General features: G+C 35.3%; 7 protein-coding genes. 3 read left to right on the forward strand and 4 right to left on the reverse strand.

Annotated features, from left to right (window positions below):
• Positions 1-1,308 (reverse strand): MATE family efflux transporter (locus tag BAQ44_RS15775; protein WP_071722320.1); only part of this gene is annotated, 1,308 nt, incomplete at its 3' end.
• 181 nt (positions 1,309-1,489) lie between these two features.
• On the opposite strand from BAQ44_RS15775, the gene uppP reads away from it, so the two are divergent.
• Complete coding sequence (gene uppP, locus BAQ44_RS15780) at positions 1,490-2,284, forward strand: bacitracin resistance undecaprenyl-diphosphatase (RefSeq protein ID WP_071722322.1); 795 nt, start codon at positions 1,490-1,492, stop codon at positions 2,282-2,284.
• Between the two features lie 29 nt (positions 2,285-2,313).
• Here the strand turns inward: uppP and BAQ44_RS15785 are convergent, their stop codons facing one another.
• Positions 2,314-2,901: a thioredoxin family protein gene (locus tag BAQ44_RS15785; protein ID WP_002070995.1), complete on the reverse strand. Its 588-nt coding sequence runs from the start codon at positions 2,899-2,901 to the stop codon at positions 2,314-2,316.
• Positions 2,902-2,934: 33 nt separating this feature from the next.
• Complete coding sequence (locus tag BAQ44_RS15790) at positions 2,935-3,366, reverse strand: YrvL family regulatory protein (RefSeq protein ID WP_071722324.1); 432 nt, start codon at positions 3,364-3,366, stop codon at positions 2,935-2,937.
• Positions 3,367-3,528: 162 nt separating this feature from the next.
• Here BAQ44_RS15790 and BAQ44_RS15795 point away from each other — a divergent pair, with 162 nt between their 5' ends.
• Both BAQ44_RS15795 and BAQ44_RS15800 read left to right on the forward strand, forming a co-directional pair.
• Positions 3,529-3,948, forward strand: a complete 420-nt coding sequence (locus BAQ44_RS15795; RefSeq protein WP_000081442.1) for a MarR family winged helix-turn-helix transcriptional regulator — start codon at positions 3,529-3,531, stop codon at positions 3,946-3,948.
• A 136-nt stretch (positions 3,949-4,084) separates the two neighbouring features.
• A complete protein-coding gene (locus BAQ44_RS15800) occupies positions 4,085-4,240 on the forward strand; it encodes a hypothetical protein (protein WP_000184933.1) in 156 nt (51 codons plus the stop codon).
• A 22-nt stretch (positions 4,241-4,262) separates the two neighbouring features.
• Here the strand turns inward: BAQ44_RS15800 and BAQ44_RS15805 are convergent, their stop codons facing one another.
• Positions 4,263-5,498, reverse strand: coding sequence for a dicarboxylate/amino acid:cation symporter (locus BAQ44_RS15805; RefSeq protein WP_071722326.1), 1,236 nt, complete (start codon positions 5,496-5,498; stop codon positions 4,263-4,265).
• Positions 5,499-6,145: the final 647 nt, after the last annotated feature.

Genomic DNA, 6,145 nt, shown 5'->3' on the forward strand with positions numbered 1-6,145 from the left:
GAGAAGGAAGATAGCACCAAATGCTAGACCGATAATAAGACCGATCCAATATCCTTTTGCTGCCCAGTCAGTATACGTTGCTAATATGTAACCGAGAGGGAGACCTATTACCCAATAAGCGATTAATGTCATAATTAAGGAAACATTTACGTCTTTATAACCACGTAGTGCCCCTTGTACAGGAGTTGCAATTGCATCTGAAATTTGAAATAAAATCGCAAATATGAGAAATTCTTTTGCTAGATGATGTACTTGTATATCTGTCGTATAAATAGAAGCAATTTCATCATCAAAGAAGTAGAGAAGAATTGAGTATAATAGGGCAAATGCAAGTGCTAAGCCAATTCCAATAAATCCATATTGTTTTGCGTTATTATATCGCTTTGCTCCAACTTCGAATCCAACAGCGATGGTCATTGCCATTGCTAAACTTAAAGGAGTCATATATAACAAGGAAGCGAAGTTCATAGCTGCTTGATGCGCTGCGATTGTTGTCGTACTAAAATTACTCATCATAAGTGTCACTGCAGCGAAAATACTCGTTTCAAAAAAGATAGCAAATCCGATAGGGACGCCAAGTTTTAAGAACTCTTTCCAACTTGAAAGAGAAGGACGATATAATTGTTTAAAGATATGGAAAGATGCGAAAGGCTCTTTCGTACGAATAATAATAACGGTAATAATTAAAATGCACCAATAAGTTGCTGCAGATGCAATTGCTGCTCCGACACCACCGAGTTTTGGAAAACCAAAATGACCGAAAATTAATACATAATTCAATACTACGTTAATTGGTAATGATAGTAATGTAATGATCATTGTTGTGCGAGTTTTTCCTAATGCATCAATAAATCCGCGTAAAACAGTGTAAGTAAATAAAGGAATAATTCCAATTGCAATAATACTTAAAAATTGTGCAGCAATACGTTCCACAGGTTCTTCCAGGTGCATGCCGTTTAAAATAGGTGAAATAGCGAAGAAACCGATAAGGATGACCACGAAACTAGCACAAATTGCTAAATATACTGCTTGTATGATAACTTGGGGAACATCCTCTTTTTTCTTTGATCCAACGAGCTGTGCAACAATTGGAGTAGTAGCCATCAAAATGCCTGTTAATCCGGTACTAACGGGAAGCCATATACTCGTTCCGATAGCAACACCCGCTAAATCAAGAGGACTCGCGTGCCCTGACATTGTCGTATCAAAAAAACTCATTGCAAATAATGACATTTGTGTTACGAAAATCGGGAAAAATAGTAATACAAATTGCTTTAATTTTTGTGAGAATGAATTAGTTTCTTTCATAAAAGCCCCTTTCCGCATAAAAACAAACCCTCACTATCATACAATTTAATTAAAAAATAGAAAAGAAATACGCGTTTCGAACATATGGAAGCGATAAAAAAAGGATGCACATTGAAAAGGGATAAGGTATTATGATAAGGTGTGAAAAAATTACATATTCGTTATTAAGGAGGCACTACTCGTGGCTGATTGGTTAATTGGAATAATCATGGGTGCTGTTGAAGGTTTAACAGAGTTTTTACCAGTTTCATCAACAGGACATATGATTTTAACAGGTCATTTACTTGGATTTGACGATGAGAGAGCGAAAGTTTTCGAAGTTGTTATTCAATTGGGATCGATTTTAGCAGTTGTTGTTATATTTTGGAAGCGTCTATGGTCTTTAGTAGGTATAGGGAAAGTAACAGAGGGACCATCGTTAAATTTATTACATATTATTATCGGGATGATTCCTGCCGGCGTACTTGGCGTATTGTTCCATAGTGCGATTAAAGAAGTTTTATTTGGGCCAGGCCCAGTTGTCATCAGTTTAGTGGCTGGTGGTATTTTAATGATTGTTGCTGAGAAGTTTTCGAAACCAAGTACAGCAAGAACATTAGATGAAATCACATATAAGCAAGCATTTACAATTGGAATGTTCCAATGTTTAGCGCTTTGGCCAGGGTTTTCTCGTTCTGGTTCTACAATAAGTGGTGGTTTATTAGCTCGCGTGTCACATACAGCGGCGGCTGAATATACATTTATTTTAGCAGTACCAATGATGGTAGCTGCAAGTGGTTTAGATTTAATTAAAAGCTGGGATGTATTAAGTACGGCTGATATCCCATTATTTGCAACAGGATTTATTACAGCATTCATTGTTGCGATGCTTGCAATTGTTTCATTCTTAAAATTATTAGCTCGTGTAAAACTAACACCGTTCGCTTACTACCGTTTCATTTTAGCTGCGGTATTCTATTTCTTCTTCATTATGTAATAAAAAAACTGCCGAGTTCGGCAGTTTTTTTATTTTACTACTTTTTCCATCATACTTTCCATTACATGTTCCCAAAGAGAAGTGTCATCCGCTAATGTAGCACGGAAGTTAGCGTACATTTCTTTTTGTTTTTCCTCGAATGTTGGATCTTCTTTTTCAGGCAATGTAGCGCGCATAGAAGTTACTAATTCTTGTACTTTTGGAGCGCGTGGTCCCCAAACGGCTTGTTCATTTCCATCTTTATCAATGAAAATAAAGATTGGAATGGCACGTGCTGTTCCATTTGTTAAATATTGATCCATTAATTCTAAGTTTTCATCGCGAATTAATAATCTCATATCAATATTTGCAACTTCAGAAATTCGTTTCATAACAGGTACGCATAAAAGAGCGTCACCACACCAATCAGCAGTTAATACGATAACACGCCAGCCATCATTTTGGCGTTCTTCTAATACAGGAAGTAATTCATTTGGAATTAAAAAGTTATTGTAAATGTGTAGTAGCTCGTATTGATTTACTTTCATTTCATTCACATATGTATCAAAGGACATACCTTTATCAGCCCATTGTTGTAAGTTCATAAGTAACACCTCTTTAGTATGATTTGTTTTCATTGTACCAATTTTTATATAGAAAAGCTTGTATTCTTACTCTTTCTTGTCGCTTAATAATGTATTTACTAGGAAAAAGAATAGTACGACACATAATTCAGCTATGCTGGACAGTTGTACGCTCTCTATCCAATCGTCGGCAGTATGAATGACGAACCAATCTAACGTAATTTCAATGATTGCAAAAAGGGTAATAGCCAGCCGATTTGGCATGTTTCTTGTCATTGGGTATAGCAACGCCTTGAGGAAACCGAATATAAAGAATGTAATACCGTCTAAGAAAGTGATTAATAAAAAAAATAGAAGTAAAGCAGTGCGTGATCTATACTCTATACCTGTCATATGAAAGATTCCTACATATACAAAGAAAATAAATGCAAAAATTATAATGAGAAATAGAATAACAAAACCAATAATCAAAGTCTTATCTTTTAGATTAAGATTAGAAAATTTGTCTTCTTCACTCACTATCTCATCTCCTTTTTTTGGAAAATTAATTTTATTGTATCATGAAATGTATATTAAAAAACTACGAATTATGGGAAAATAAGGTGACAAAAAGTAAGATTTCATGTAAAATTATTAATAAGGTTTTTATTTAACTAAATGAAATAAAAGGAGCTGTCAAAATTGTCTCAAAATCGAGAGCAATTAATGGAAGAACTATCGACAAATGTGTTTGCTATGTTTCGCACGTTGCGTAATGATATTGGAAAAATATTTGGTGGTTACATACCGTGGAATGAGTTCATCGTCCTTAGAATATTGAACCGTACGAATAAAGAAATGGTATCACGTGTAGCTAACGAATTAAATGTATCGAATAGTCATATTACAGCTGTTACAGAAAAATTAATTAATAAAGGCTTTGTAACCCGTTCACGTTCTACATCAGATCGCAGAGTTGTATATTTAGAGATTACAGAGCAAGGAAAAGATTTGGTTGCGAAAATGGAAGGGGAGAAAAAGAAATATTTACAAGAAAGATTCTCCGCCCTTTCAGAAGAAGAAATGAATATCATGATATCTATTTCTAAAAAACTTATTTAATTCGTTACAAATAAGAAAACGCTTACATTAAAAAGGAGAAGACCTTCCTTATATGAGGAAGGTCTTCTTTCGTATGTAAAAGATTATAAAAAAGAAAATATGTAACATACTACTAGTAAAGGAAGGGGGCAAAAATATGACAAATCGAAATGGTAGTAAAGGGAGCGGAAATCAAGGCTCACCGAAATCAGGTCAATTTCAGCAAGAGTTTAGCACTGAATTTGAGACTGGTAATGATAACAAAGGAAAAGAATATCGTTCGAAAAAAGGAAGTAAATCAAAAAAGGAGTGAATCATTTCACTCCTTTTTTGATTTAAGATGCTGCAGATTGATCCGTATTATATTTTTCTTCTGATTTTGCGACAATCATTGCGCAAATCGCATCGCCAGAAATATTTACAGCTGTTCGTGACATATCTAGAATACGGTCAATACCGATAATTAAGGCAATACCTTCTACTGGTAGATTTACTTGATTTAAAACCATCGTAAGCATTACAAGTCCAACGCCTGGTACACCAGCAGTACCGATACTAGCTAGTACAGCAGTTAATACGACGACAGCTAATTGGGACATAGTAAGCTCAACTCCATATACTTGAGCGATAAACACAGTTGCTACACCTTGCATAATGGCAGTACCATCCATATTGATAGTTGCACCTAGTGGCTGTACAAAAGAACTTATCGCTTTTGGAACACCAAGTTTTTCTTGTGCTGTTTTCATTGCAAATGGAAGAGATGCATTAGAGCTAGATGTACTAAATCCAATTGCCATTACTGGTCCGAAATGTTTAAAGAAACGGACAATGCTTTCTTTTGCTAATACCTTTAATAATCCACCATAGACGAAGACGCCGTGAATAATAAGTACTAGCATAACGACAATCATATACTTGAACATCGCAGCGACGCCTGCAAGACCCATTTTACCAACGGATGAAGCGAGCAATCCAAATGTTCCGATTGGAGCTAATTTCATAACGAGATTAACAAGATACATCATTAATTCGTTGCCCTGTTCAAGTAATGAATGGATACCTTGAACGCGTTTCCCTAAAATAGCGATACCGAGTCCGATTAATACGGCAAAAGCAATAATTTGTAACATGTTTCCATCAGCCATCGCTTTTGCTGGGTTATCTGGTACAATATTGAGTAGTGTATCGACGAAAGATGTTTCGGTTTTTGCACCTTCATATTTAAGCCCTTCGGTTTTAAAGTTACCACCAGATCCTGGTTGTATAATCAGTGCAAATGTAACTGCAATAGAAATGGCAATGGCTGTAGTGACAAGAAAGAATGAAATTGATTTTAAGCCGATTCTTCCAAGTTGTTTCGGGTCTCCAAGCCCAGCAGCCCCAAGCACGATAGAAATGAACACAACAGGAACAACTAGCATTTTAATGAGTCGAATAAACAATTGACCAAGTGGATTGAACACATATTGATTTAATGGTTCAAAAATGGATGGTGCAGCTAAATTTAAAGTGAGTCCGACAACTAAACCGAGAAATAATGCAATTAAAATTGCTTTTGTTTGTTTCAATATAACCCCCCCTTATTTTTGTGAAATTACTTTCTACATTAATTGTACCGAAAAACTACCTATTTTGGCAGTATTTTCTGAATATTTAGTATAAAAATATCTATTTAAATATAGATTGCTTTTGCTAGAGTAAGCAAAAAATCGGGAAATCTAGTTAGAAAACAAAATAGACCATCACATAGGATGGTCTAGGGAAGGGGACAATTTATGTCAATTTAATTAGGGATGGAAGTTGTTCAAGACACTGGGGAATGTCTTATAAATTAGGGAGGAACAACTTCGATACATATACTATAAAAGGTGGATGTGACCCCTATGTGAACATAGGGTGAAAGAGAGAGGGAGTTTTACATAAAGGATAAAGTAAACAAAAAAATAAGACCATCACAAATGATGGCCTAAGGAAGGGGACAATTTATGTCAATTTAATTAGGGATGGAAGTTGTTTAAGACACTGGGGAATGTCTTATAAATTAGGGAGGAACAACTTCGATACATATACTATAAAAGATGGATGTGACCGGGGTGTGAACATAGGGTGAAAGAGAGAGGGAGTTTTAAATAGAAGCTAGAGTAAACAAAAAATAAGACCATCACATAAGAGATGGTCAAGGAAGGGGACAATTTATGTCAATTTAATTAGGGAT

It is taken from the genome of Bacillus mobilis (assembly GCF_001884045.1).
In the GTDB taxonomy this organism is placed as follows: domain Bacteria; phylum Bacillota; class Bacilli; order Bacillales; family Bacillaceae_G; genus Bacillus_A; species Bacillus_A mobilis.